The organism is Actinomyces oris (genome assembly GCF_001937445.1).
Lineage (GTDB): Bacteria > Actinomycetota > Actinomycetes > Actinomycetales > Actinomycetaceae > Actinomyces > Actinomyces acetigenes.
Genome location: NZ_MSKS01000063.1, coordinates 1 through 1,726, shown reverse-complemented (window position 1 = coordinate 1,726; position 1,726 = coordinate 1). Strand labels below are relative to the sequence as shown.

The 1,726-nt window shown below is 65.4% G+C and carries 1 protein-coding gene; it reads right to left on the bottom strand.

Annotated features, from left to right (window positions below):
* Complete coding sequence (locus tag BKH20_RS13100; protein WP_143225017.1) at positions 1–1,662, bottom strand: OmpA family protein; 1,662 nt, start codon at positions 1,660–1,662, stop codon at positions 1–3.
* Positions 1,663–1,726: the final 64 nt, after the last annotated feature.

Below are 1,726 nucleotides of genomic sequence, written 5' to 3'. Positions count from 1 at the left end.
TCAGCTGTTCTTGATGGGGATGTTGGTGAGGCGGTAGGCGGTGTCTGGGGTTGAGTACTTGCCTTTGGGGTGGTCGAGGGTGATGGTGTCGCCGCCGGGGTCGGGCCAGATGACGCAGACGGTGGTGGTGCCGCCTTTGAGGTGGTCGTAGAGGTTGAGTTCGGTCAGGGGGAGGTGCTGCTTGTTGTAGGCGTCGAGGTAGTCGGCGGGGAAGACGCGTTCGCCGTTGCTGAGGAGGGTCAGGCCGTCGCTGGCGAGGAGGGTTTGTACGGCGCTGCCGTCCTCGTCGCGCTGGTTGGACAGGGCCGTCTGGGGGTCTTGGAGCAGGGGGTGGAGTTGCGCGCCGGTGGAGCCGTTCTTGACGGTGCAGGTGACGGTGCCCAGGAGGTAGCCGCCGGAGCGGGTGACGTGGTCGAGGGTGATGGTGACCTCTCCGCTGGTGTCGCCGCTCTTGGGGGTGAGGGTGACGCCTTCGGGGCCTTTGGCGACGGGGCCCTGGGGGTCGGGCAGCTTGCCGCTGCTGGGGTTAGAGGCTGTGCTGCTGCTGTTGGGGGTGGGGGTGGTGGTGTTCTTGGGGGTGGTGCCGCCGGTGGGGGTCAGGGTGATCTCGACGCGTCGGTTGGCGGCGCGGGCCTGGTCGCTGGTGTCGTTGATCTTGGGCTCGGACTCGCCTTTGCCGGAGACGGATGTCTGCCACTTGTCGAGGCTGGTGAGCTGTTCGAGGCGGGTCTTGACGGCGTTGGCTCGTTTCTCGGAGAGGGTCTGGTTGTAGGCGTCGTCCTGGACGTCGTCGGTGTGGCCCACAATCGTCAGGGCCCCGCCGTCGGGGTACTGGGCCAGCTGGGCGGACACGGTCTTGAGCTGGGCGTCGGCGGCAGGGGCCAGGTCGGCGGAGTCGGAGGCGAAGGTGACGTCTGATGCGAGGGTGACGGTGATGTCCTTGCTTCCGGCGTGGGTGCTGGTGGAGTCGTCCAGGGCCCGGGTGTAGCGCTCAATTACAACTGGGGCCGTATTCTTCGTGATGGCGTTGGGCCACTTAGCAAGTTCCTGCTTTGCCGTGGTGAGGTTGATGCCGGCCTTCTTGGCGTCGTTGGCGTCCAGGACGGAGACGGTGGTGAAGCCGGCCATGGGGACCATGACGGTGACGGAGTCGGTGTCGACCTTGCCGAAGGACAGGTAGGCGGTGGTCTCCTCGCCGGGGCTGAGGTACAGAAAAGCACCGCTGCCGTCGACGGCGCTCCACACCCGACCTGAGCCCAGGTCGAGAAGTTTGGTCCATGAGGCGCCGGTGCCGGGACCGTAGGTTGTCGGAGCTCCCAGATAGTTGTCAGTCTTGAGCTTGTTGTCGTCTCCGCCGTAAGAGCTGATATTGATCTCTTTCACAGAGGCGTCGTCGGATGCGCGGGTCAGCTTCAGGGCGATGTACGAGGTCTCGTCCTGGCGGACGACGGGGGAGACCTCCACACTCACCTTGTGGCCCATGACGTGACCGTCAAGCTTCTGCCAGTCGGTGCTACCCGCCTGAGCGCTGCCAGCCGTGGCTGGCCTGCTGGCGGTGGAACCCGACGACGAGGCCGACCCTCCCTTGTCCTTGGAGACTCCCGGCAGGTCACAACCCGTCAGCACCGGCAAACCCACCCCCACCAGGACCGACAGACCCACAAAAGACCGACGAGACGCCACCCGACCAGAAACACCGAGCAAACGAGACAACACAAGAACTCCT